The sequence below is a fragment of the Natribaculum luteum genome (assembly GCF_023008545.1).
In the GTDB taxonomy this organism is placed as follows: Archaea; Halobacteriota; Halobacteria; order Halobacteriales; family Natrialbaceae; genus Natribaculum; species Natribaculum luteum.
Window position 1 is genome coordinate 1,741,353 of sequence record NZ_CP095397.1, and the last position, 23,161, is coordinate 1,764,513.

Sequence of the window (23,161 nt, forward strand, 5' to 3'; positions counted from 1 at the left end):
TATTTTTCTGTTCGTCTCTGTCGGAGAGGATAGTAACTGTCGGCTCAGCTATCGTCCGACTCCGAGTCCGGTTCTTTCACGACCGCGCCGACGACGCGTTTCGCGAGGAGTCCGGGGAGGTCCGTCGGCAACGTCAGGTACCGCTCGAGGACGACGAGTCCGACGGCGAGGCCGACGAGCGTCGCGCCGACGACCGTATTTCCGCGGGCGACTAGCTCGAGGCCGGCGAGTGCTGCGGGAACCGCGAGGATCAGCGTGCCCGCGAACGTGATCGTATCGATGATCCCAGCCATTACCTCGAGTAGCGCGGCGACTCCCAAAAGCGCGCCGACCCGGAACGGCTTTCACTCGCCGCCTGCCACCCTCGAGTATGTTCACGGGGATCGTCGAGGAGACCGGCGAGATCGTCGCTCGAGAGCGCACCGAAGACGGCCTGCGGCTCCGGATCGCCGCCGACGAGGTGGCGACGGGGCTCGAGTGCGGTCAGAGCATCAGCGTCAGCGGGGCGTGTCTCACGGTCGAACGGTTCGAGGACGGGTCGTGGTTCGAGGTGTTTCTCGCCGAGGAGACCGTCTCCCGGACCTACCTCGGCGACCTCACAGAGGGCGACGTGGTCAACCTCGAGCGGGCGATGCCGGCCGACGGCCGGTTCGACGGCCACGTCGTGCAGGGGCACGTCGACGCGGTCGCGACGGTCCGTTCGATCGAATCGGTGGGCGAAGACTGGTTCTTCGAGTTCCAGCTCCCCGAGGGGTACGACCGCTACGTCGTCGAGAAGGGCTCGATCACGCTCGACGGGATCAGCCTGACGGTGGCGGCCCTCGAGGACGACCGCGTGACGGTCGCGATCATCCCGACGACCTACGAACTGACGACGCTCTCGGAAAAGGAGCCGGGCGATCCGGTCCACCTCGAGGTGGACGTGCTGGCGAAGTACGTCGAGCGACTGCTCGAGGGGTACGTCGAGTAGCGACACTCTGCTCGAGCACCCTGTCGTGTAACTGCGGCACAATTTTCAAGCCGTTCGCCGTCCCTTCTCCGAGGGATGGGGAAATGCAACGAACGGGACGTCGAGTGGAACGAGTACGACCACGGAACGAGTGCGTTCCGTCGCAAGGAACTCTCGAACGCGGTCGACGCCGAACAGCTCGGCTGTAGTCTGTACGAACTCGAGGCTGGCAAGCGGTCGTGGCCGTACCACTACCACACGGCCAACGAGGAGGCGATCTTCGTCCTGGAGGGGGAGGGAACGATCCGGCTCGAAGACGGCGAGGCGTCGCTCGAGGCCGGCGACTACGTCTCCCTGCCGGCCGACGAGACCGGCGGCCACCAGGTCGTCAACGACGGCGACGACCCGCTGCGGTACCTCGCGGTGTCGACCATGAACGAACCGGACGTGACCATCTACCCGGAGATGGAGAAGCTCGGCGTCTTCGTCGGATCACCACCGGGCGGACGCGACGAACGCTCGTTCCACGGCTACTACCCGATCGACGGGGACGTCGGCTACTGGGAGGATGCGTAGCCGACTCCTGGCCGTGACCGCTCCGATCGCAGCTTGCCCCGGGACGAACGCCCGCTACCGCTGTGGCGGCTCGAACTCTGTCAACTCGGACGAGAGGTCGTCGTTGCCGTCCGCGCCGCTGGCGCGGTAGAGGCGGCGGTACCGGGCGATCTTTCGGTAGAGGTAGTAGCCGATGGCGAGGTCGTAGACGACGACGTAGCCGACGAACGCGACCTCGGAACTGATCGGGTAGAGGCTCGCGATGGCGTTGGGGACGACCCCGACGGTCGTGTTGTAGGTCGCGTGGACGAACGAGGCGACGAGCAGGCCCTTCACGACGAGCGGGCCGGCGTACTGAGGGTTGAACTTTGCGAGACCGAGGTAGTAGCCGGCAATGGCCGAGTAGATGACGTGGCCGGGCCCGACGAGCGCCCGGAGGGTCGCGATGCCGCTCGCGGCGGTGAACAGCCCCGCTTCGGGACTGACGTCGGCCACGTACCCCGCGATGTAGACGGCGTTCTCGATGGCCGCGAAGCCGAGGCCGGCGACGGCACCGTACACCGCGCCGTCGATGACGGCGTCGAAACTGTCGCTCCGGTAGGCGAGGACCCGGACGGCGAGTAACTTCACCGTCTCCTCGACGGGGCCGACGATCAGGTAGAAAAAGAGGACGCTCCCGACGACCGGGATCGGCTGGACGAACGAGCCCCCGACCGCGTTGACCACCGCACCGAACGTCGCGAACAGCACCGCGAGGACGAACGTGGCGACCAGCAGGGAGAGCGGTTCGCTCGTCGTGATGTCCGCGTACCAGATGTAGGCTGCGAGCGCGAGCGCCGGGACAGTCGACAGGCCGAAGAAGACGCTGATGAGAGGCTCTTCGGCGACGACGACGGCGGGCGTCGCGAGCAACGAGACGGTAATCAACGCGGCGGTCACTATGACGATCGTCCGGAGCCCGTACGTGAGGCCCCTGTAGAGGACAGCGGCGACCACGTCGACCGCCGATCGCGGCTCCCACGTCGAGACGTCGTAGAGGTCAGTCGACTCGTCGGCCGCTCGATCGACCGGATCTCGCCTGGTACCCATAGTTTCCGATATGTTCTCCGTCAAGTAATACGTTAACCGAGAGCGTTCGTCCCCCACGACGACTCGGAATCCACAAAGGCGTTCCACGCCAAGCCGTCGACATGCACGCCAATCGTTCGTCGCTCGAGGTGACGCCGCGATGACGACCGTTCGCGTCCGTGGCATCTACGCGACGGCGGTGACCCAGTTGATCGACGAGAACGGTCTCGAGGTCGTCCAGGCCTCGGAACCGATCCAGGAGCGGTTCGACGCCGACTTCTCGGTCGCCCCCGCGGACGTCGCGATCGAGACGACCCGCGACCGGCAAGGCGTCGCCGTCTCCGGCGCGCCCGAGGCGGTCGATACAGTCGCGACGGAACTCGAGTCGGTCGCCATCGACACCTTCCTGTGGGACGACGACGCACCGCGGGGAGCCGTCTTCGACGCCGAGGTCGTCGAGACGACCGGCCGCGGAGCCGTCGTCGACCTCGGCGACGGACTTCGAGGCTACCTGAAGTACGACGACGTCGACGGCTACGTCGATCAGGGCGACCGCTACCGGGTCCAGGTCCAGGAGCCGACGCCGCCGTGGGACGACGACCGTCCGCTCGTTACTCCGACGCTCGAGGTCCAGGCCGGACTGCTCACCCTCTCGAAAGGCCGGTCGGGCGTCTCGGCGGCGGTCGACGGCGAGCGCGGAACCGAACTCGTCGGGATGACCGACCTGCTCTCGGTGGACGCCCCGCAGGGGTGGGGACTGCGCTGGCGTCACGCCGCGACCGACGCCGACCTCGAGGCGATGACGAACGCACTCGAGCAGGTCGCCGATCGGGCGCGCGACCTCGAGGACGCGCTCGCAGACGCGCCCGACGAAGCCGGCGAACCGCGCCGACTCGTCGCGCCCGAGGCGACGGCCTGGCTCTGGTTCGGCCGCGAGTCGCGGTTCGCGCTGGACGACGCTCGCCGGACCGTCGAGACGACGATGCCGGGCCACCACCGCACCAAGGCTGCAGACCGGGCGGCGAGTGCGGCAGTCGACTTCGCCGAGGCGGTCTGTGGCGATCGCTGGTCGCCGGGTGACGACGACGCGATGGCCGACGACGACCGCGAGGCGTTCCCGTTCGCGACCGTCGCCCGGCAGTTCGGGCCACTCAAGGGCGACCGACTCGCGCTCGGACACGGCAAACCCGACGGCAGACTGCTCACACTCGGCACCGGCGACGTGACGGCGTGGGAGCCAGACGGTACGGTCACGCTCGAACGCAGGATGCGCGGCGGCGGAACGTACGACGCGCTCGACGTTCCGAAAGAAGAGGGCGACGTCGCGGTGACGAAACTGCGCGAGGGTCGCTGGTGGTACCCGACGACCTACCGTGACGCGGACGGGAACGCGAAGGGGACGTACGTCAACGTCTGTACGCCCCTCGAACTGTTCCCCGACTGCGCCCGGTACGTCGACCTCCACGTGGACGTGATCCGGCGGTCCGACGGAACGGTCGCGGTCGTCGACGAGGACGAGCTCGCCGCGGCCGTCTCGAAGGGGCACGTCTCCGAAGCGGTAGCCGAAAAGGCTCGAGGGGTCGCGACGGCCGTCGAACGGGCGCTGTCGAAGTGAGACAGTGGCGTCTCCCGCTCTATCACCTCGTCACACGGTCCAGTGAGGCGGTCTGGCAAAGCGAACGCACAACCGAATGCCTATCAATGCTGCCAGGTAAGGAGTGTGTATGACCAAGCGGTACGTCTCGCTCCCTGACGAGGCCGAGGCTGGTATGCGCGAGTTCATCGAGGAGGTCGATCAGCGACTCGCAAGCGACGAGGACACCTGCGACGTCGTCGAGGACGTTTTGATCGACCTTTCGGGGGACCGAGACGCCTACGAACGGTGGAAAGCCGGCGAAGCAGTCTCGCCCGCCGAGCGCATTCGGTTACAGAGTTACGACCCCTGTAACACCACGCTCGAGAGCGAGTACTACGCCGAGAAAGACGAAGACGCGTTCCGGGAGTCGAAACACCTCCAGTGGCTCTGGCGACAGTTCGACAGCCTCCCGATCGCGGACAACGTCGAGTTTGCCCTCCGGTTTCGCCGGATGCTCGCGGACCACCTCTTCGAGGAGTGTGGGGACAACTGTCGGTTCTTCAAGGGAATAACGTTCACCTACGGACACAACATCACCGTCGGCGACAACACGGTGATCCACGACGACGTCCATCTCGACGATCGCGGCCGATTGACGATCGGCGACCGCGTCTCGGTCTCGGATGGCGTCCATCTCTATAGCCACGATCACGACGTCGTCGACCAGACGACCGTCCGTAACTACCACACCATCGTCGAAGACGACGTTCGACTCACCTACGACGCAATGGTTCGTGCCGGTTGCAAAGTCGGCGAAAACGCCATCATCGGCGCGCGCGGCATCGTCCAGCACGACGTTCCCGCCCACCACATCGCCGTCGGTATGCCCGCAAAGAGCGTCAGAATCAAACCCGGCTGGGAAGACGTGGCGGTCCCAATAGAGGAGGCCGGCGTCAACCGACAGGAAGACCGCCGGATCGAGTACGACCTCCCCGACGACCTCGAGCAGTTCGACGAGTTCGGACGCGACCTCGAGCCCCCGAAGTAACCGCCTGCCCGCGAACGACCGCGGAGTGATCGCTCTCGTCTCTTTCTTCGCAGGAAGACGGTCATCGCCAGCAACTGCCCGCGGAATAGCCAAGTGGGTAGAGAACGTATGGCACACCGATGGAGCTCTGGGGCTGGCTCGTCGGGTACGTGATCCTGTTCGCCCTCCTCCACTTGCTACTGTACTACTTCTACGCCCGCGACGAGAGCGACGAGCAGTCGCTTTCGCCCTCGTTCGCCGACGGCAACCGCGCGGGCGCACGGTACTCCTCGAGTCCCGACGGCTATCCTGGCTCGAGCGACGAGGTCGACAGCGACCCGGAGTTCGACGGTGAGACCATCCGCTGTCCTCACTGTGGCGTCAGAAACGAGGCCGACCAGACGTTCACCTACTGCTGGAACTGCATCTCGACGCTTCGGCAGTAATCCATCTCGGCTCGTGGCTGGTCCGTCTCGACCGTCACTCGACCGACTGTCGTTACGTCGAGTCCGACAGTGCCGCCTCGAGCGCCTCGAGGTGATCGATGCCGACCACGGCGACGACGTCTCCGTCTTTGCGGGCCGACTCGAGCCGGTCGATCATACACGCTTCGCGGGTCTCGTCGCGGTAGGCCAGCGAGCTTCCGCTCGTGCTCCCCAGCAGCGCCTGGACGCCGGCGACGTGTCTCTGCTCGTGGTCGGCCTGTCGTTCCGGCGGGTCGGCCGCGTCGACGTCGTACTCGATCGGCTCGCCACACGTCACCGTCATCGAGGTCGCGTGGGTGAGCGTCGCGGCCAGCCGGCAGGTGAGCGCCTGGCGGGTCGCCGCGCCGAGACTCGAGAGCACTCGTTTCGCGGTCGACAGCGGGACCCGATCGGCGGCGAGTCGCGCGGCCAGTCGGCCGACGTACGACCAGTTTGGCGCGTCGATGCCGATCACTCTCGCGTCGGGAGCGGCGCGGATCGCCGCGGTCATCTCGCCACCGAACGAGGCCGTCTTTCGGGCGTGCGCCCGGTACAGCGAGACCGCAGCGGGCGGTAACTCGAGAGCGAGAGAGTCGGGTCGAACCGACTCGAGAACGATGCGTACGCGAGCGACACTCGCGGGATGGTCGTGGACGACACCGACGAGGACCACGTCGCCCTCGTCTCCTGGAATCCACCGGAGGAATCGTGGGTTTACGCGGGGGTCGTCGAACGAGACCACACTCGACGGAAACTCGGCCATGAAGTCGAATAGTAATACGCTGCTACCAGCATAACACTTCCGTTGCTGACTGCAAACAACTCGTTGCTCGAGACGGTGACGATCGCCGCCTGGAAACGATTCCCTGCCGTCGTCCGCTCTCTAATCGGTTCTCGCGCTCGTATTCGTAATCATCACTTTCTACAGTGTATCTTCCAGTAAGCGGCGGTGGCACGACAAAACGATTTCTTCGCTTTATTGCCCGATGCGTGCGTGTCGTTCGTGAGACTGACTCGAGCATGAGAGATCGAACCGACAGAGAGGCGTCCGACCACCCGCTCGACCAGCGCCGGGGTGACGACGACTGGACGCGACGATCACGCGAGACCAACCCGCCGACCCGCGACCGAGCGTCGAACCGGCCGGAGCGCCGACACGATCGACCCGAACGCCCCGAGAATCGCTCGCGAACTGTCCGCTCGCAACCTTCCCCGGAGGTACGAAACGCCGCGCGTGACCTGCCACGTCAGGACCCTCATTCGCCGTCCGAGCGTCGCCAGTGGTCGGTGACGCCCTCGCAACCGACAGACCAGCCCCACCGGCGGCCACGGGAAGGATGGCAACGCATCCCTTTCCCTGATCGACGTCAGTCGGAGACAGGCGAGCGACGGTCGGAACGCCCGCCCGAAGCCGACCAGTTTACGGTCTCTGGCGGCCGCTCGGCACGAGCGTCTCGAACCGCGCCACCCGCTCGCCAGTCGCCTCCGGAGCGAGGAGAGCGACGCGAGTTCGTGCCGGAGGAGCCAACGTCACCGCCACCCCAACAACCACTTGGTCGGGAGCACCGGTCTCGATCTCGACGAGACCCACCGCCACAACGGCCACAATCCTCTCGGCGATCACGCTCTGATTTGCAGACGAATCGGCAGTCACGACCTCCTCGAGAGCAGTCACCCGGCTCGCCTCGACCACCGACAGACGCTCCACCACAGCCTTTCGGCGAGTCCACTCGGCCGCGAGCCGACTCCGGACGCGGTTTACGGCCCACTCGCGGCGGTTCCACGTCCCGAACGGCGTCCGACCCAGACGTAGAGCGCTCCCGCGGCCGGCCGTCTCCGAGCAGTGACCGCAGGGCGGGTCCGCCATCGACCGGCGAGGAGTCAGGGCCACCACCGGAACCGCCGTCTCGTGGCCAACGCGGACTGTCGGAGCGAGGCGACCCGCGGGGTGAGCCGCGTCTCGAGACGCCGGGTCGCCCGTCGGGAACCGGCTACGAGCGACGAGAGCCGACGAGGCCCGCCACCGAACGAGAGCCAGCGAGAGAGCCAGCAGCGACCCGCGTCACCGGGGCGGACACCTCCACCGACGCCGACAGCGACGACTCCTCGGACGACGAACTGCGAATCGGCACGCCGGATTCGTCCAAACGAGATCCGTCCGACCCTCATCTTCCGTAATCCATGTCCAGAACGACACTCACCAAAGACGACGAAGGCAAACGAGTACTGAACTCAGACGGGGCCGCGATCGGCCGCATCGTCGAGGTCGAAGACGGCCGCGGCTACGTCGACCCCGATCCGAGCCTCACCGACACGATCAAAGCCAAACTCGGCTGGGGCGACGTCACGGCCGACGCCCACCCGCTCGACGAGGGGAGCATCGAGAAAATCACCGACGAGGGCGTCCACCTCCGAGGGACCCTCTGAGCGACTCGAGTCTGGCGAACCGATATATTTCTCGAGCGACACGTCTCGGGAGTCGCCTCAAAGATGATGGTAAAACGCCGTGCGTGAGCCGCACCGACTCAGCCCGCGTTCGGTACGCACTCGTCTGCCCCCGTAGCATTTGACCGACAGCCTGTCGTCGAACGCTCGCTCGTGGGGGCTGTGGCCTTCCTTTCCCATCCATCGCCCATACCGACCACCCCGACCGTTGTAGCCCGACTCCACGTCGACAATGGTGAACGACCGTATTGAGCATTGTGGCCATCGATTCGGGCGTATTAGATTTTGTGGCCGCGTTCGCGACTCGGTGGACCGGTCCCGTTCGCGCCTGTAGTGAGCGGTGTTTCCACGAGAGTTTGTCTCTAAAGAAGAGGATCTCAACAGAGCCGGATTTATAAAACCCGAATCGGGTGTTCGGAGTGTAATCGTCTAAGTCGTCTTCAAATTTCGGTACGGGCGGTCGAGTCGTAGCACGACGAGTAGAATTACAATTTGCCCAGCCCTTGACATCCTCTTGCGCCTGAAGACGCAGGAATCCCGAGCGGTGGGAGTTTCAGGTTTGCAACCACGGACGCCGCCACTTCACGGGAACTCGTTTCACCCAGTCGTTGTGATCGGTGGCTGGCTGGCGGTGCCAAACCGCCGTTACTCCTATCCTCGGCGTCGGTAACTTCCATCAGTTGTTTTTGCCAGCAGGGAGTCGCTGACGCTTCGACGGACTCGGAGGTATCGTCGGGCTTGCTCGACCGACGGGCACAGTGACGAACCCTTCGAGGATTCGCGTTCACCGCGTCGGTGTTTCGGATATTGTCTCATTGGGTTGGCGGCGTGGCCGCCTCCGAAGGCCGTTCGGAATCCGCTCCGTTCCGACCTGACCGTCCCACTGTATAGCGATTCTTGCAACTTGAACGTTCGGGTTGGAAACTCAGGCTATGCTTTTTCGACGGGAGTGTCACACTGGTTCGGAAGCTCTTCTTGCGAGATAATGTATCTATTTGCTACCGTACTTATTTTACCAGTACACCTGTATCATCGATCGATGGTCGAGACCGTTCTGTTGGTCGGGGTCGTCGCGTCGGTTTTCGTCGGATTCAACATCGGCGGTTCGTCGACGGGGATTACGTGGGGGCCGTCGGTCGGTGCTGGGATCGTCCGGAAGACGACGGCCGCGGCGGTCATGACGTTTTTCGTCTTCTTCGGCGGGTGGACCGTCGGACGAAACGTGATGGATACGCTCAGCGAGGGTATCATCACGATCGATCTCACCCTGACGGCGGGCGTCGCCGTGCTCTTTTTCATCGGCCTGGGGATCCTCGTCGCCAATATCTTCGGCGTCCCCGTTCCGACGTCGATGACGACTGTCGGTGCGATCGCCGGACTCGGACTGGCGACGGACACGTTGAACTATGCGACGATCGCCGAGATCCTGTCGTGGTGGATCGTCACGCCGATTATCGGGTTGTGGATCGGCGTGATCATTGGGCGCTACATCTATCCCAAAGTCAACCGCCGGGTCCGGATCGAAAAATCCGACGGCCCGTTACTGGTCCTCGATCGGCAGGGGGCGGTTCCGAAGCCGGCGTTCGGTCCGAACACGACGTGGTTCGAACTCGCCACAACGGTGGTCGTCCTCGTCATCGGTTGTTACATGGCGTTCAGCGCCGGTGCGAGCAACGTCCCGAACGCCGCCGCGCCGCTGGTCGGCGGCGTCAGCGGACTAAACACGGACATCGCGATCGTCGTCGCCACGCTCGCGATCGGCCTGGGTGGATTTACGATCGCTCGCCGAACGATGGAGTCGGTCGGCGGCGAACTGAGCGACATTCCGCTGCTTGCGGCGCTGTTCGTCATGGTGACCGCGTCGACGATCACGACCACCCTCTCCTGGATCGGCATCCCGATCAGCCTCGTGATGGCGACGGTGATGACGATCGTCGGCATCGGCTGGGGGCGGGCGACGCGTCCGATCACCGTCCGCGAAGCGGTCACCGGCGATCTCGAGGATCGAGAGATCGAATTGGGTGCGATCGTCGCCGAAGAAAAGGAGGAGGCACCGACGCCAGCGATCGGCGAGAAAGAGCCCGAAGAAGTGCTCAACGCGGCCGATCTCTTCAATCCACGGGCGATCGTCAAGTACGTCTCGATGTGGATCATCGGCCCGTCGATGTCGACGCTCCTGGCCTACGCGTTTTTCACCGTCGTTCCGGGGATTACCTGATCGAGCACTTACATAGGTGGACGATCTAAACTGCCGCATGCTCTCGCGAATTCTCGTTCCGATGGACGACTCTGAACACGCTGAACATGCCCTCGAGTACGCGCTCGACAACCACCCCGATGCTGAGATCACCGTCTTACACGTCGTCGGCGTCCCGTCGATGATGATGGGCGACGCGGTGGGTCTCTCGCTGGAGGACGACATCAACGAGGCCGCTGCCGAACGCGCTACCCCCGTCTTCGAACGCGCTCGCAAGAGAGCCGACGAACGGGATCGGGAGATCGACACGGTCGTCGGCATCGGCCACCCGGCCCGAAATATCATCGATCGCGCCGACGACTACGACGCGATCATCCTCGGAAGTCACGGCGAGGACTGGACTCGTGCGACGCACCGCTTTCTCGTCGGGAACGTCGCCGAGACGGTGTCGAAGCGGGCGTCGGTACCGGTAACGATCGTGCGTTGATGCCGTTCCATTCTCGAGTTGCTACGTGTCGGACTCCTTTTCGTCCGATTCCTCGATGAGCTCTTCGACCTGCTCTTCGCGGGGCCGTCGATCCACGCGCTCGTCGACGGCTTCGACTTGCGCCTGCATCGTCTCGATCTGTCCGCCCACCGTCTTTTCGACCGATTGTTCGACGGTTTCCTTGACGGTCTCCTCCACTTTGGTTTCGACCGTCTCATCTACCGTCTCCTCGACGGCTTGGCTCATCCACTCGGGATCGAACCTGGCCATCTTCCAGACGACGTGAAGGATGTAGGCGGAGAAGACACCGAGACCGAAGGCGATCCCGATGCCGAACTCGAGTCTCGCGATCAGCACGATCGCAAAGATGATCAACGCCCCGTAGGCGAGATCGATAATTGCGTCGACGCGGACTGGGTTCAGCATGACCGATCGGTACGTATTCGTACGCCCCGTAAAGCGGACGCCGTTCGAAGACGGTTCTTCCGTGGAATCAGCTTCCGATTCGAGCCCATCACTTTCTATTACGTTCCATGGGCCGGTTGAAATCCTTTGGCAAGAATACGTCCGTCGAGGGGACCTGCGTGCCGGTCGGTTCTGAATATCGTCCGCTCTTTCGATATATCGCTCCGGCAATCGAGAGCGAACTCGGCTCCATCCGCAGATCCAGGTTGTCGACGCGTCTGCGCCCATCTTCTCGAGGGATTTCGCTCCGCCATCGGCAACCCGTCTGGCGATGTCGGGGTTCGAAAATCGACCCCGGCGCAGGAGCTCGTCCCGTCGTCTTCGCCTCTCTCACGACACGCAGATACCTACCGGGAGGAAGGCGGGAAGATCATGCGCCGACCGGGAATTGAACCACGCCGAGACAGTCCGGGCGTGCGGCGGCTTTGCCGCCGTTCCGGGCTGTGACTCGTCTCATTCAATTCCCTCGAGTCCAGTTGCAACTCACGGGCTGTTCGTCGCAAGATGCGCCGACCGGGAATTGAACCCGGGCTATGAGCTTGGGAAGCTCATGTCCTACCACTAGACCACCGGCGCTCCCGTATCGAGATTTTCGCCGGCGGCACTTGAACGTAGCGCTTCCGATCATTCACGCGTCTCCCCGCCACCGTCAGAGCCGAAATCGAACGTTCGTCCACGTCTCTCGCGTCATGGGTGTCTATTTCACCGCTGCCATCGTACGGCGTGGTGATGCTCGACCTTCGATTTTCGGAGGAGGAACTCGAGTTGCACCGCCAGCACATAACCGACTTCATTCGCGATCAGGTGGACGCCGCAGGTGCAGACGGGGCCGTCCTCGGTCTCTCCGGTGGCATCGACAGCACGCTCACGGCTCATCTCGCAGTCGAAGCACTCGGGGCGGACAGCGTCCACGGACTCGTCCTCCCCGCTCGAGTCAGCGCCGACGAGCAGATGAGCGACGCCGAACGAGTCGCTCTCGAGCTCGATATGCCCTTCGACGTGATCGAGATCGAACCGGTAATCGAGACGCTACTCGAGGCCTACTCCGAGGCCGAGGGCGACCACGTCGCCGTGGGCAACGCCAGAGCGCGCGTCCGCGCGGTTTTGAACTACCTGGTCGCGAACCACGAAGATCGACTCGTACTCGGGACGGGCAACCGCAGCGAGGCCGCCGTCGGCTACTTCACCAAGTACGGCGACGGAGCGGTCGACTGTCACCCGATCGGAAACCTCTACAAGGCACAGGTTCGCCAGCTCGCCCGCCACGTCGGCGTCCCCGAGGACCTCGTCGAGAAGACCCCCACGGCCGAACTCTGGGCCAACCAGACCGACGAAGAGGAGATGGGACTCTCATACGACACCCTCGACACGATTCTCGCCACCCACGTCGACGGGCCGCTCTCGGCTGCCGCGACCTGCCGCCACCTCGGCGTCGACGAAGAGACGGTCGCCCAGGTTCGAGGTATGTACGAATCGAGCGAGCACAAACGCGACGTTCCGCCCGCACCCGACCCCCTCTTCTGACCGCTCTCGCACGTTCTCGAATGTGTCGTCGTGACCTCAGTCCTCGCCGCGCAGCGCGGCCACGTCGTCGGCGTGGGCCGCGACGAGTTCCGCGAATGCCTCCGCTTCTCGCCGCTCTCGCGTCTCCCGATCGGCGTCGTCGCGAAGCCGTCGTTTCAGCACTGTCAGCGCATCCGGGGCGTTCTCGGCGATCTCCGTCGCGATCGATCGGGGATCGGCCACGATCCGTGAGACGAGCCCCATCTCGAGTGCCGTTTCGGCGTCCACGATTCGTCCCGAGAGCGCGAACTCGAGGGCGTTTCCCTCCCCGATCACGCGCGGGAGGCGGACGGTGCCACCCCACGCGCCGAAAAGGCCGAAGGTCACTCCCGGCTCACCGAAGGTCGCCTCGGGCGTCGCGACGCGAACGTCACAGGCGAGCGCCAACTCGAGGCCGCCACCGCGTGCCGCGCCGTCGATTCCCGCGACGACCACTGCAGACGACGTTTCGACCGCCCGCGCGACGCGCTGTCCACGTTTGGCGAATTCCTCGGCACCGTCGCCGTCGAGTTCGGCGACGACGTCGAGATCCGCACCCGCGCAAAACGCCGGCCCGGCCCCCTCGAGGAAGATCACCGGCTCGTCTGCAGCCGCGACGGCCGCCTCGAGTTCGTCCAGCCCGTCCCAGGTGAGCGCGTTGCGGGCGTCCGGGCGATCGATCGTGATCGTTCGAACCCGTCCGTCTGCGTGAGAGTCGATCATGCGTGAGTGTGGACCGGCGTTTCCAAAGGTCTTTGCCTCCCCCGCCGTAAGCCCCGGTTGATGGACAGGGCCGCCAGTTGCCGGCGCGCCGCCCGTGACGCCGTCGCGGACGTCGAGTCGTCTCAGTTGCACGACGTTATCACCGATACGCTCGAGGGCGCATCGATGACGCCGGGCGTACTCACGCTCGAGAGCGCCGCTGCGATCGATCCGACCGCCGATCTCGAGAGCATCGCCCACCGTGCGGCGGGCGTCCAGCTCATCTACGAGGGCCTTCGCCTGACGCGGACGCTGGCCCACGAGGAACCCTGGACCGCCGTCGACGGGGACGACGGCGACGCCGACCTCGAGATCCTCGCCGCCGACATCCTCGTCGCCCGCGGGTTCTACCTGCTCGCCCGGACCGACGCGGCCGGCAAAGCCGTCCGAACCGTCCGGGCGTTCGGTCGCGATCAGACGCTGCGCGACCAGTCGGAAGCCGACGTCGAGCGACTGGACGCGAACCTCGAGCGTGACGTCCTCGAGCTGGCGGTCGTCACCGGAGCGGCCACCGTTGGCGCGACGCCGACGGCCGAACTGCTCGCGCTCGCAAACGAGATCAGCGACGCCGCTGGCGTCGACTTCCCACCCGCCGAGGAGTGTATTCCTGCGCTCGACTCGAGTGAGACCGACGCGACTGCCCACGAGACCGTCCGGTCGGATCGAGCGACGTCGGCGACCGATCCGTGACTGAGAACGTGCCGCATCCCTCCGTCGAATCGAAACCCATAAAGACGACTCCCGTCAACGAAAAGATGCGCGCCTGGGTAGCTTAGCGGTAAAGCGCGTCCTTGGTAAGGACGAGAGCCCGGGTTCAAATCCCGGCCTAGGCTTGCTCCTTCGTCGCAGACCGTAATTCCTACACAGCGCTGCTCTCGCATAACTTCTCATCGAATTCGACGGCCAATGCATCTATCGAGAGGATCTCCCACTCCATGTTGCCGAACTCATACGGTCTGCAGTAACGATTTACCGGCGCACCCGCAAGACGGGTCGCGGGTGCGCCGGCAATGACTTACAGCAGTCCGTATCACACCCTCGCTCGACTGTCGTAAAGCCATCACCTACGGCGACCGGTTTAGGTCTATTCCCTCGATCTCGACAGTTAACTGCCGAGTTTGTGAGCACAGCAGCAAGGCCGGTAACTTCGTTTAGCAGGCGTCGTCAGTTGATGCTACTAGAGGCGAACTGTGACTTCTCCCCGTCGGAAACGACAGGGCTTCCCACAAGCCGAGGCTTGCCGAGTCGGGAACGTACGTTTACACACCGACGAGGTGCTGGCGGGGCCGTACAATCGTTATTTCTATCCGGCAGTGGGGTCGTGGTTCGACCCTGCTGACTCGAGAGTATCTTGGTTATTTTGCGTTGGTTAGCACCCGGTACAGCCACAGCGCACCGAAATCCTTCGTGCAGCGATTCACGCCCGCCGTCGACGGCGGGATGCTCTCTCCTAAAAAAGATAGACGACTTTAGGACGGGACTGATATATTATTTAATCTATTTCTAATACTAACCCGAGAAGTCCCAGAACCAATCCCGCGTATATTAGTACGAGACCAGGACCACCTGTTGGGTGTTGTAAATAAATCGATCCTCCAGAAACGGATAGGACAATTGCAAAACGTTGTATATCTTCTCCACGCATCATATTCATGTCGTATTATATAAATTTATATTTTATGATGTAGTTTTAATATGTTGTATTCTAACACTTGTCTCGGCTAGAATTACCACCGGGCCATGGGCACCGAACATACGGTCTGCTATCACTGGGCACCGGCACACCCGCAGGACGGATCGCGGGTGCGCCGGAACTGACTGAGAGGAGTCCGTATGAGTACTACAGGGGAAAAAGAGCACGCAGATGACGGCTCGACCACGTAACTCGAGTCTCCGACGTCGACTCGAGAGTCGTCCGAGCCCTACTTTCGAGACCCGAGCGATCGCGAGGAGTTGAGCACGACGAGCGTGCTGCTCGCCGCCATCGCGACGGCGGCGAACAGGGGGTTCAACAGCCCGCTGATCGCGAGCGGGATCGCCACGGCGTTGTAGAGGAACGCCCAGCCGAGGTTCTGGCGGATGCGCCGGTGTGTTCCACCCGCGACGTCGAACGCCTCGGCGACCGACCCGAGGTCGTCGGAGACGATCACCGCGTCCGCGGCGTCGGTGGCGAGTTTCGTACCGCTACCGAGTGCGATGCCGACGTCGGCGGCGGCGAGGGCGGGGGCGTCGTTGCTGCCGTCGCCGACCATCGCGACCGTGCCCCGTGACCGGAGACGACGGACCGTCTCGGCTTTCGCTTCGGGGGGAACGCCCGCGAACACCTCGTCGACGCCGTCGACGTCGCGGAACCGGTCTGCCGCTGCACCTTCGTCGCCGGTGATGACGACGACGTCGCGCCCGCTCGAGAGCGCCTCGACGGCCTCCGTCCACTCCTCGCGCGGGGCGTCGCCGACGACGATCACGCCGCGAGCGCGGCCGTCCCAGCCGACGACGACCGGAACGTCGCCGTCTTCGCGTGCGCTGTCGGCGTGGGACTCGAGTTCGTCGGAGATCGACAGTCCGCGTTCGCGCACCAGCTCTGGGTGGCCGACGACGACGCGGTCGCCGTCGACGACGCCGCTGACGCCGCGGCTGTCCCGCTCGAACCCGTCGACGTCGGCGGTCGTCTCGGGGGCGTACTCGGCGATCGCCGCAGCGATGGGGTGTTCCGAGAGTCGTTCGACCGCCGCTGCGCGGCCGACGACCGCGTCTGCCGTCTCCTCGTTCGCCGCGTGGACTGCCTCGACGGACATCGACCCTCTCGTGAGCGTCCCGGTCTTGTCGAGTGCGACGACGTCGACGTCCGGGGCGTCCTCGAAGATGCTCTCCGTGGCGACGACGATCCCTCGCTTCGCGGCCGACTGGATGCCCGAGGCGATCGCAAGCGGCGTCGCGAGCCCGAGCGCGCAGGGACAGGAGACGATGAGCACCGTCAGCCCGACCAGCAGCGCTGCCGTAACGGACGACCCCGTGATCAGAAGCCCGGCCGTGGTGAGGACGGCGAGGACGACGACGAGCGGAACGAAGATCGTCGCGATCTTGTCCGCAAGTCGCTGGACGCCGGGTCGCGAACTCTGGATCGCCCAGAGGAGTTCGACCAGACGATCGAGCGTGCTCACGGCGTCGTCGCCGACCGCGACGACCAGCGGGGCGTCGGTCACGACCGTCCCGCCTCGTACCGCATCGCCGACGCCTTTCTCGACGGGGAGTGACTCGCCGGTCACGAGCGACTCGTCGACTGCGGCGTTCCCCTCGGCGACCTCGCCGTCGAGCGGCACTCGTTCGCCGGGTCGCACCAGGAGTCGGTCGCCGGGTTCGACCTCGTCGATGGGGATCGTCTCGCCATCGTCGTACCGCCGTGCCTCCTCGACTTGCTGTTCGGTGAGGTCGGACAGCAGGCCGGCTGCCCGGCGCTTGATCAGCCCCTCGTAGTAGTTGCCGGCAGTCACGACGAGGATGATCGCGACCGACACGTCGAAGTACAGCTCCGTCCGACCGACGAGCATCGCGAGCGTACTGTAGGTGTAGGCGCTGACGGCAGCGAGCGCGATCAGCAGGTCCATATTCGGTAACCCCGCTTTGAGGCTGACGTACGCACCGCGGAGGATCGGATAGCCGGTATAAAAGAGGATGAACGTCGTCAGTAACCAGATATTACCGAAAATGTAGAGCCCATCGTAGCCTCCCAGGTCGACAATCGGCTCGTAATCGAAGTACGTCGGATACAGGAAGAGCACGTACCACATCATGACCATCATCCCGAAGAGCCCACCGCCGATCAGAAACTTCACGAGGTCGGCTTCGCTCCCCTCTTCACCGTCGTCGGCGTCACCGCGTTTGCGGGCGGTGTACCCCAACCCAGAGAGGACGTCGGGGAGTTCGCGCTCGTCGACGACGTCCGGATCGTAGACGAGTCGGACGGCGTCCGTGGCGTAACTCGCTTCTGCGGCGTGAACTCCCTCGACGTTTGCCGCCTTCCCCTCGAGGAACGCCTCACAGGTCGAGCAGTGCATTCCGTCGACGGCGAAGAAGGCGTTCTCCCCGTCGACGTCCTCGAGGTCGGTCGTCTCGCCCTCGAGGGCGTCCTGGATCGCTTCCGACTCGGCGTCGTCGACGTCGCCGAGCGCGCGCTGTACCTCGAGACAGCCCTGACAGCAGAACGTCCCGTCGACGTCGGGGTCGGTGATCGGTTCGTCCGGCGTCGGCAGATCGCACAGGGTACACTGACCGGAGGCTGATTCCGTTTCGTCGGTCGATTGGAGGTCGGAGCTCATAGACGTGTATTCACAGCGGTAGCGGCTGGTACGGCAGCGGCAGGTGTGGGAGGTGAATTCCGTACATCATCAGTCCGTGCTGGAGCGGAACGTACCCCAGGACGACGAACGCGACGCCGAGTGCTCTGTGCAGACGAACCCGATTTGTCGCGTCGACTGACTGGATCACCGTCCCGTAGACGAACAGCGTCGGGATCGTGCCCAGTCCGAGTGCGGCGAGTGACAGCGCACCCCGGACGGGGTCGCCGAGTGCGAACGCATAGAAGTACGCCGGGTAGATGATCGGACACGGGAGCAAGCCGTGGATCGCTCCCAGCCCGACGATGCCGGGCGAGTTCGCCAGTCGATCGATTCGACCGACGAGAACGCTCGAGATCCGGTCGAACAGCGGGCCGACGATCGGCATCCCGTGTGGAATGCCCGGTTTCCCGCGAACGTAGTAGAGACCACTCGTGATGATGGCGGCGCCGACGAGGATGCCCGTCACGCCCCTGACCGCGTCACCGACCGACCCGACGACCTCGAGGGAGGTAAACGCAGCAGCGCCGAGGAGTCCGAAGACGCCGCCCAGAATCGCGTAGCTCGCTGCCCGCCCAAGGTTGAACAGGGCGTGTTGTCGCACTTCATACATTGATAGCGCGTGTGCGCGACGCGACGACCCGTCAGTGACCCGGTCCGTGTACGCGGTCACGAGTGGACCGCACATTCCGAGACAGTGTGCTCCTGCCAGCAACCCGACGACGAGAAAGACGAGTAGATCGACGTTTTCTGCGGCGACCGAACGAGAGTGCGCTTGCGCGTAGATAGAAATCTCCGTCACCGCGGTCGTGTCCATGTCCGTTACGGCGCGCTACTAGCAGACTCGTCCCCGTGGTGGTCGTTAGCAACGGGTTCCGTCGCGAGGTATAGCGACCAGAAGATCAGAACGACGTTGATCGCTGCGACGTATCCCCCGAAGCTCGGACGTCCGACTGCGTAGATGATCGCCGGGATCAGCGCGAGGAGCCCGACTGCCACGGCAATCCTCGGTTGCAGATCGTCGAATGACATGCGGGTAGCTCTGCACCCAAGATACTTAAAAGGTTGACCCGTTCCCATCGTTTGGGAACCGGGCTACGTCGTAAGTCGCGGCTTTACCTACGCCCCCGTATGAGTTCGGCAATACAGGAGCAAGAACGAGAGCGTGAACTCGGCCACGACGAGTTCGACCCGATCGGGACGCTCGCGCTAATCGGGATTTACTTCCTGATTCTGGCATCTATGTGGCTGTTCATGTACTTCGTGGAGTTCCTGGGTAATGGTCCGACGGTGGTGGGGATGATATGAATATTCACAGGTACGAAAAACTCTGGCTCGTCGCTGCACTGGTTCTGATCGTCGGCTTCATCGCGACGATTACGTACGGATCGGTCGGGCTCGGAATCGCCATGATCGACGACGAAGCCGAGACGGTCAACCCCAATACGCTGAACGAACACGAAGACTTCGGCGAGCCGGGCGTCAAACAGGTCGGTGAAAACGAGTACGAAGTGTACGTTCGGGCCTGGCAGTTCGGTTTCGATCCCGGCTCCGTCGAGGCCGGCCTCGATCCGATCGAGGTGCCCACAAACAGTACCGTCACGTTCTACATCACCAGCGAAGACGTGATTCACAGCTTCAGCGTGGTCGGCACGAACATCAACACGATGGCGATCCCGGGTGAGGTGTCCTCGGTTACCGTCGAGTTCGACGAACCCGGCGAGTACGGCATCCTCTGTGCCGAGTACTGCGGCGCCGGTCACCACACGATGGAGGGGAAGATCATCGTCCACCCCGAAGACGAGTACGCCATCAACGGAACCGACGTCGAAACCGGTAACGACACTACAGACGAGACGGAGGCCTAAACAATGGGTGCTTACATCGACCACTTCCCGAGAGAAGCGAAACTCATCCGGTCGGCGTTCTACACCTCGTTTATCATGCTTGCCCTCGGCGGCATCTTCGGGGTAATCCAGACGCTCCACCGGACTGACGTCGTCCGATTTATCGACTCCGCAGACTACTACACCGTTCTGACGGCACACGGCGTCTTCATGGTGATCGCGTTCACGATCTTCTTCCTCGTGGGTATGTTCACCTGGGCCGTGACGACAAGTCTCGAGCGGCCCCTCGAGGACATGAGTTTCTCGTGGCTGTGGTTCCTCATGATGACGGTCGGTGCGGTGATTACTGGCGTGACGATCCTCCTTGGCTTCGTCGAGTCCGTCGACGTGAGCGCGGACGTCCTCTTTACGTTCTACGCGCCGTTGCAGGCACACCCGCTGTTTTACATCGGGCTGGTGCTGTTCGTCATCGGCACCTGGCTCGCGGGCGCAGACTGGTTCCGCTCCTGGTGGGCCTGGAAGCGTGAGAACCCCGACGAGCGGATCCCGCTACCGACGTTCATGGTCCTGACGACCATGATCATGTGGTACATCGCGACGCTCGCCATCGCCGTCTCGATTCTCGGGTTCTTGCTCCCGTGGTCGCTCGGTATCTTCGACCACGTGAATCCGCTGCTGACGCGGACGCTGTTCTGGTTCTTCGGCCACCCCATCGTGTACTTCTGGCTGATGCCGGCGTACATGATGTGGTACCTCCTCCTGCCGAAGTTCGCCGGTGGACGGCTGTTCAGTGATCCGCTCGCACGCGTCGTGTTCATCCTGTTCTTGCTGCTGTCGACGCCCGTGGGTATCCACCACCAGTACATGGACCCCGGGATCGCGGAGGGATTCAAGTTCATCGTGATGACGAACACGATGTTCCTCCTGCTGCCGAGCTTCCTGACGGCGTTTACCGTCGTCGCGAGCATCGAACACGGTGCTCGCCAGCACGGCGGTGACGGCTACTTCTCGTGGCTGAAGTCGCTCCCGTGGCGCGAACCTGCCTTCACCGGGATGGCGCTTGCGGGACTGATGTTCGCCGCCGGTGGCTTCTCCGGCATGATCAACGCCGGGATGAACATCAACTACCTCGTGCACAACACGCTGTGGGTCCCCGGTCACTTCCACCTCACTGTCGGGACCGCAGTCGCGCTGACGTTCATGGCCGGCTCCTACTGGCTGATCCCGCAGATGACCGGTCGAAAGCTCGCGAGTAAACCGATCGCGCTCCTCCAGGTCGTGCTCTGGTTCGTCGGCATGACGTTCATGGCAAACAGCATGCACCGGAGCGGGCTGATCGGCATCCCACGTCGGACGGCCGAGCCACAGTACCAGGGCTTCGAGTTCGAGGCGGCACTCGGTTCCGTCGGTGAACTCAACGCCCAGCTCGCGATCGGCGCGACGCTGTTGTTCCTCTCGCTTACGCTGTTCCTCTGGAACATGCTCATCACGGCGTTCAACAAGTCCGCCGAGTCGCCCGGGGAGAACGTCATCCCCACGCCGCTGTCCGGTCCCGACGACTCGCCGGCAGTCCTCGACAACATGAAGCTGTGGACGGCGATCGCTGTCGTGCTCGTCATCCTCGCGTACACGCTTCCGCTCGCCAGCATCATCTCGCGCGGTGGTCTGCTCGGTCCGGGTGGCGACGCGTTCCCGGTCAGCATCGACTACCTCACGCTGTTCGCGCAGGTCGCACTCGAGTCCGCCGCTGGACTCGTCTAGGGGCTCCTCCTCTCGGGGGACGTGTCCCATTTTCTGGACGACGAGTCGCTGAGCCGCCCGTTCCCACGGACTGGGAATCGGAGGGCGATATAGGTTTCCTGGCTTCGTTTTCACGCCTGACTACGATGATCATCACGCCACTCGACCCTGCCACTGTCCGGGAGGTGACGAACTGATGCGTATCTCTCGTAGCGGCTTGCTCATCCTGATCGGGATCTTGATTCCGGTCATCGTCGAGCTTCGGACGCTTTTTGACATGCTCGGCATCGAAATATCTGTGGCGGGAACGCTCCTGATCGGCGTTCTGGCGATCGGCGTGATCGTGTTCTGGGCGACGCTCCCCGAGTCGGACGACTCTGACGCAGCCTGACCTTGCTTGTCTCTTTCTCTCGAATCGCGAGGACCTTTCTCATACGGACCGCTGTCCATCCGTCCCGCAGCGACCGCGTCCCGTCGGGCGGTCGCTGTGGAAACGAGGGACAGCAGACCGTATCACTCGTGCTGTGCCGTCGACTCGCAGGCCTGCTGTACCGATGTACCGGTGCAACCGCGACCGCCCTGTGGTTGCGCCGGAACTGACGTACAGCGGGAGTCCGTATCACGCGAGCGTCCGGACGCCTAACGCCGTCATCGATCCGCCACCGATGAAGACTGGCATCCAGTAGATCGCTGCACGGAAGATGAGGACGGCCGCGGTGACGACGGACGCCGGTACTCCGGTCGTCGGAACGAGGAGTGCGACGAATGCGGCTTCGATCCCACCGAGACCGCCCGGAAGCGGGGCCGCACCGGCGAGGTTCCCGAGCGGGATGACGAACAACACGACGTACAGCGGGATGGTGTGGCCGACCGCGGCGAACGCGGCCAGGAGTGCGGCCCCCTGAAAGAGCCACCCGAGCAGCGACAACCCGAGCGTCGAGACGAGTCGACGGCGGTTGACCGCTACCCGCTCGACGTGGCCGAAAAAGCGGTGCATGCGGTCGGCGATCGTCTGCTCGGTGATCGCTTCCGTCGTGAAGCGAGCCAGCCGAAACCGTCCGGCAGTCCTCGAGATCACGCCGGCCGTCCGGTCTACGAACCTGTGGCGGTACCGCCACGTGAGCAGCAGTACGGCGGCGACCGAGACGACCACCACGATCGCGGAGCCAACGGCCGTCTGCAGTCGGTCGCCGAGCGTAAAGTGGGCCGCGTAGTAGCCGACGCCGACCAGTACCAGCGAAACTGACGGGACGACGTTGAGCACGTCGAGGCTCGCGATCCCGACGAGCCCGGTTTCGTACCGTGCCCTCGAGGTTCGCGAGATGAGCAAGGCTGCGACCGGCTCACCGCCGGCCTGGCCGAACGGCGTCACGTTGTTCGCGAAGACGACCGCAGCGTAGATGAAAAACGACTTGCCGGCCGGGACGTCTACCTCGAGAGTCCCGAGAATGACCCACAGCATGAGACTCCAGGCGGCGAGCCAGGCCAGGCCGAAGACGAACGTCACGGCGACCAGCGACGGCGTCGCCGTGAACAGTACCTCGAGAACACGGCGACCGCCGACCAGAAAGAACAACACTGCGAAGATGGCGATCGTGCCGGCCACGCTCGCGGCGAGAATGCGCCAGTTTCGCCCGTCCATTCAGGTCGTAGCCACGTAGCCTGCGGTGAAAGGCGTTCCCGTTGCACTCGAGATTCGAATT

Annotated in this window: 23 protein-coding genes, 2 tRNA genes and 1 pseudogene; 15 read left to right on the plus strand and 11 right to left on the minus strand. The window is 63.9% G+C overall.

The annotated features are described in order from the left end of the window. Nucleotides 1-44: 44 nt before the first annotated feature. A complete protein-coding gene (locus MU558_RS08925) occupies nt 45-293 on the minus strand; it encodes a DUF7533 family protein (RefSeq protein ID WP_246974480.1) in 249 nt (82 codons plus the stop codon). A gap of 77 nt (nt 294-370) precedes the next feature. Here MU558_RS08925 and MU558_RS08930 point away from each other — a divergent pair, with 77 nt between their 5' ends. Further along, the gene (locus MU558_RS08930) at nt 371-970 is read left to right on the plus strand and encodes a riboflavin synthase (protein WP_246974483.1); all 600 of its coding nucleotides are present in this window, start codon (nt 371-373) and stop codon (nt 968-970) included. 75 nt (nt 971-1,045) lie between these two features. Further along, nucleotides 1,046-1,525: a cupin domain-containing protein gene (locus tag MU558_RS08935; protein ID WP_246974486.1), complete on the plus strand. Its 480-nt coding sequence runs from the start codon at nt 1,046-1,048 to the stop codon at nt 1,523-1,525. A 54-nt stretch (nt 1,526-1,579) separates the two neighbouring features. Here the strand turns inward: MU558_RS08935 and MU558_RS08940 are convergent, their stop codons facing one another. Continuing rightward, a complete protein-coding gene (locus tag MU558_RS08940) occupies nt 1,580-2,593 on the minus strand; it encodes a PrsW family intramembrane metalloprotease (protein WP_246974489.1) in 1,014 nt (337 codons plus the stop codon). A 139-nt stretch (nt 2,594-2,732) separates the two neighbouring features. Between MU558_RS08940 and MU558_RS08945 the strand changes: the two genes are divergently transcribed. The 3 genes from MU558_RS08945 to MU558_RS08955 all read left to right on the plus strand — a co-directional run bounded on the left by MU558_RS08945 (nt 2,733) and on the right by MU558_RS08955 (nt 5,621). After that, nucleotides 2,733-4,187, plus strand: coding sequence for a ribonuclease FAU-1 family protein (locus MU558_RS08945; RefSeq protein ID WP_246974495.1), 1,455 nt, complete (start codon nt 2,733-2,735; stop codon nt 4,185-4,187). A gap of 109 nt (nt 4,188-4,296) precedes the next feature. Then, nucleotides 4,297-5,196, plus strand: coding sequence for an acyltransferase (locus MU558_RS08950; protein ID WP_246974497.1), 900 nt, complete (start codon nt 4,297-4,299; stop codon nt 5,194-5,196). 119 nt (nt 5,197-5,315) lie between these two features. Then, nucleotides 5,316-5,621 carry a DUF7577 domain-containing protein gene (locus tag MU558_RS08955; RefSeq protein WP_246974499.1) on the plus strand — a complete coding sequence of 102 codons (306 nt, stop codon included), beginning with the start codon at nt 5,316-5,318 and terminating at the stop codon, nt 5,619-5,621. Between the two features lie 52 nt (nt 5,622-5,673). Here MU558_RS08955 and MU558_RS08960 read toward each other — a convergent pair whose 3' ends face one another. Both MU558_RS08960 and MU558_RS08965 read right to left on the minus strand, forming a co-directional pair. After that, a complete protein-coding gene (locus MU558_RS08960; protein ID WP_246974502.1) occupies nt 5,674-6,402 on the minus strand; it encodes a TraB/GumN family protein in 729 nt (242 codons plus the stop codon). 657 nt (nt 6,403-7,059) lie between these two features. Next, nucleotides 7,060-7,506 (minus strand): hypothetical protein, encoded by a 447-nt coding sequence (locus MU558_RS08965; RefSeq protein ID WP_246974503.1) that lies wholly within the window; start codon nt 7,504-7,506, stop codon nt 7,060-7,062. A gap of 314 nt (nt 7,507-7,820) precedes the next feature. Here MU558_RS08965 and MU558_RS08970 point away from each other — a divergent pair, with 314 nt between their 5' ends. The 3 genes from MU558_RS08970 to MU558_RS08980 all read left to right on the plus strand — a co-directional run bounded on the left by MU558_RS08970 (nt 7,821) and on the right by MU558_RS08980 (nt 10,768). Next, entirely contained in the window at nt 7,821-8,066 is a 246-nt protein-coding gene (locus MU558_RS08970) for a PRC-barrel domain containing protein (protein WP_246974505.1), read from the plus strand. 1,057 nt (nt 8,067-9,123) lie between these two features. Then, nucleotides 9,124-10,302, plus strand: a complete 1,179-nt coding sequence (locus MU558_RS08975; protein WP_246974508.1) for an inorganic phosphate transporter — start codon at nt 9,124-9,126, stop codon at nt 10,300-10,302. A gap of 37 nt (nt 10,303-10,339) precedes the next feature. Next, a complete protein-coding gene (locus MU558_RS08980) occupies nt 10,340-10,768 on the plus strand; it encodes a universal stress protein (protein WP_246974511.1) in 429 nt (142 codons plus the stop codon). A gap of 21 nt (nt 10,769-10,789) precedes the next feature. Here the strand turns inward: MU558_RS08980 and MU558_RS08985 are convergent, their stop codons facing one another. Together MU558_RS08985 and MU558_RS08990 are read right to left on the minus strand one after the other, a co-directional pair. Further along, complete coding sequence (locus tag MU558_RS08985) at nt 10,790-11,194, minus strand: hypothetical protein (RefSeq protein WP_246974514.1); 405 nt, start codon at nt 11,192-11,194, stop codon at nt 10,790-10,792. 544 nt (nt 11,195-11,738) lie between these two features. Further along, a tRNA-Gly gene (locus MU558_RS08990) sits at nt 11,739-11,809 on the minus strand. A 153-nt stretch (nt 11,810-11,962) separates the two neighbouring features. Here MU558_RS08990 and MU558_RS08995 point away from each other — a divergent pair. Beyond that, a complete protein-coding gene (locus MU558_RS08995) occupies nt 11,963-12,757 on the plus strand; it encodes an NAD+ synthase (RefSeq protein WP_246974517.1) in 795 nt (264 codons plus the stop codon). Nucleotides 12,758-12,793: 36 nt separating this feature from the next. Here the strand turns inward: MU558_RS08995 and MU558_RS09000 are convergent, their stop codons facing one another. Next, a complete protein-coding gene (locus MU558_RS09000) occupies nt 12,794-13,498 on the minus strand; it encodes an enoyl-CoA hydratase/isomerase family protein (protein WP_246974520.1) in 705 nt (234 codons plus the stop codon). 60 nt (nt 13,499-13,558) lie between these two features. Here MU558_RS09000 and MU558_RS09005 point away from each other — a divergent pair, with 60 nt between their 5' ends. Together MU558_RS09005 and MU558_RS09010 are read left to right on the plus strand one after the other, a co-directional pair. Beyond that, on the plus strand, nt 13,559-14,227 hold the full coding sequence (locus MU558_RS09005; RefSeq protein ID WP_246974523.1) for a DUF7114 family protein: 669 nt from the start codon (nt 13,559-13,561) through the stop codon (nt 14,225-14,227). Nucleotides 14,228-14,298: 71 nt separating this feature from the next. Next, nucleotides 14,299-14,370, plus strand: a tRNA-Thr gene (locus MU558_RS09010). Nucleotides 14,371-15,459: 1,089 nt separating this feature from the next. Here the strand turns inward: MU558_RS09010 and MU558_RS09015 are convergent. From MU558_RS09015 to MU558_RS09025, 3 genes are read right to left on the minus strand one after another with little or no spacing between them, the layout of a single operon-like run. Continuing rightward, nucleotides 15,460-17,853: a heavy metal translocating P-type ATPase gene (locus MU558_RS09015; RefSeq protein ID WP_246974524.1), complete on the minus strand. Its 2,394-nt coding sequence runs from the start codon at nt 17,851-17,853 to the stop codon at nt 15,460-15,462. A gap of 10 nt (nt 17,854-17,863) precedes the next feature. Further along, nucleotides 17,864-18,688, minus strand: a complete 825-nt coding sequence (locus MU558_RS09020) for a sulfite exporter TauE/SafE family protein (protein WP_246974528.1) — start codon at nt 18,686-18,688, stop codon at nt 17,864-17,866. 5 nt (nt 18,689-18,693) lie between these two features. Next, on the minus strand, nt 18,694-18,903 hold the full coding sequence (locus MU558_RS09025; protein ID WP_246974531.1) for a DUF8131 family protein: 210 nt from the start codon (nt 18,901-18,903) through the stop codon (nt 18,694-18,696). A gap of 99 nt (nt 18,904-19,002) precedes the next feature. Between MU558_RS09025 and MU558_RS09030 the strand changes: the two genes are divergently transcribed. The 4 genes and pseudogenes from MU558_RS09030 (at nt 19,003) to MU558_RS09045 (ending at nt 21,849) form a co-directional block, all read left to right on the plus strand. After that, entirely contained in the window at nt 19,003-19,179 is a 177-nt protein-coding gene (locus MU558_RS09030) for a hypothetical protein (RefSeq protein ID WP_246974534.1), read from the plus strand. Continuing rightward, nucleotides 19,176-19,733 (plus strand): annotated as a pseudogene (locus tag MU558_RS09035) (cytochrome c oxidase subunit II); the annotation flags it as partial. The gene MU558_RS09030 and the pseudogene MU558_RS09035, both read left to right, overlap by 4 nt. A 9-nt stretch (nt 19,734-19,742) precedes the next feature. Beyond that, complete coding sequence (locus tag MU558_RS09040) at nt 19,743-21,479, plus strand: b(o/a)3-type cytochrome-c oxidase subunit 1 (protein ID WP_246974574.1); 1,737 nt, start codon at nt 19,743-19,745, stop codon at nt 21,477-21,479. Nucleotides 21,480-21,654: 175 nt separating this feature from the next. Beyond that, nucleotides 21,655-21,849: a CbaC protein gene (locus tag MU558_RS09045; protein WP_246974577.1), complete on the plus strand. Its 195-nt coding sequence runs from the start codon at nt 21,655-21,657 to the stop codon at nt 21,847-21,849. A 228-nt stretch (nt 21,850-22,077) separates the two neighbouring features. Here the strand turns inward: MU558_RS09045 and MU558_RS09050 are convergent, their stop codons facing one another. Next, nucleotides 22,078-23,100, minus strand: a complete 1,023-nt coding sequence (locus MU558_RS09050; RefSeq protein WP_246974580.1) for a lysylphosphatidylglycerol synthase transmembrane domain-containing protein — start codon at nt 23,098-23,100, stop codon at nt 22,078-22,080. Between the last annotated feature and the right edge of the window lie 61 nt (nt 23,101-23,161).